Annotated in this window: 1 protein-coding gene; it reads right to left on the minus strand. The window is 77.9% G+C overall.

Annotated features, from left to right (window positions below; genetic code table 11):
• Positions 1-1,540, minus strand: a 1,540-nt coding sequence (locus ND747_RS29395) for a phosphopantetheine-binding protein (RefSeq protein WP_285900618.1), incomplete at both ends; no start/stop codon positions are given.

Below are 1,540 nucleotides of genomic sequence, written 5' to 3' on the forward strand. Positions count from 1 at the left end.
CCCCCCCCCCCCCCCCCCCCCCCCCGCCGGGGCCCCCCCCCCCCCCCCCCCCCCCCCGCCCCCCGCCCCCCCCCCCCCCCCCCCCCCCCCCCCCCCCACCGACAGGGCCGGCAGAACTGGCGGAGCCGGCTGCGTCCGCGGGGTCGTCGAGGGTGACGGTGATGCGGTTGACGGCGTCCGCGGGGTCGAGGATGTGCTGGTGGGGCACACCGTCCTCGGTAGCGATGACCGTGCGCAGCACCTCGTGTCGGGTGATCAGGTCGGCGACGGCGGCCCGCAGTGCGGCGAGGTCGATCCGGCCGGCCAGGCGCAGCGCGAGCGGATAGGTGTAGGCGTCGGTGCCACCGGCGAGCCGGTCGACCAGCCACAGCCGGCGCTGCGCCGCCGACAGCGGGATCCGTGCCGGTCGCGGGGTGGCCGCGCGCAGTGGCGGGCGGGCGGAGCCGGTGCGGTCGGCCAGGGTAGCGGTCAGCGTCGCGGCCAGTGCCTCGACGGTCGGCGCGTCGAACAGGTCGCGGATGGCGAGTTCCACGCCCAGGGTCGTCCTGGCCCGGCTGGCCACCCGGGTGGCCAGCAGTGAATGGCCACCGAGGGCGAAGAAGTCGTCGTCGGCGCCGACCGAGGGCAGCCCGAGGACCTCGGCGAACAGGTCGGCGAGGGTCTGCTCGACCCCGGCGGCCGGCGCGCGACCCGAACCGCGGGCCGCCGGCTGCGGGACGGGCAGCGCGGCGACGTCCAGCTTGCCGTTGGCGTTGCGGGGGATCTCGGCCAGCGTCAGGAACGCCGACGGCACGGCGTGGTCCGGCAGCAGGGCGGCGAGGTCGGTGCGCAGCCGGGCCACCAGTGCCCCCGCCGCCCGCGCCGCCGTCGGGTCGTTGGTGCGCGCCGTCGTGGCCGCACCACCCGCGGCCGCCACCGGGGACGGCCCGCTGAAGGGCAGATCGGCTGGCCCGACCCCCTGGACCCCGACCCCCTGGACGAGGACGGCGTCGAGCAGACCGGCCGCCCCGGACCGCGGCGCGAGGGCGGCGGTGTAACCGAGGGTGTCGGCGAGGACGTGGATGTCCTCCGGGTCCACCGCGAGGGTCTCGGCGGCCTGGCCCATCACCTCGGCCGCGACCGTGTCGACGAGGTCGATGGCGGCGAGTTCGGCGGCGACCCGGGCGTCGGGCACGCCGGCCAGACGCACCCGCGCCGGCTGTCGGCGGCGCAGCAACGTGGCGAACCCGGCCAGGTCGACCACGTCCACCCCCCAGGTCAGCTCCGTCCACGCGGCAGAGGCAGCGGTGGCGGGTGCCGCCGGTGCCTCTGCCGGACGACGCAGCACCACGTCGTAGCGGTGGCGGGTGAGTTCGTTGCGGTGACGACCGCGCTTGACCCGCACACACACCTCGAGCCCGGCGTCCGCGGCCAGGTCGTGGAAGAACGCGGGCTCGAGGACCAGCTCCTTCTCCAGGTGCAGGCGTCGTTCGACGGCGGCGGCGAACCGCGCCGGGTCGGTGGTCGCGGCGCCCGCGGTGGCCGTGGCGGCCGTGGCGGC

Origin of the sequence: Frankia sp. R82, assembly GCF_023716925.1 — a bacterium.
In the GTDB taxonomy this organism is placed as follows: Bacteria; Actinomycetota; Actinomycetes; order Frankiales; family Frankiaceae; genus Frankia.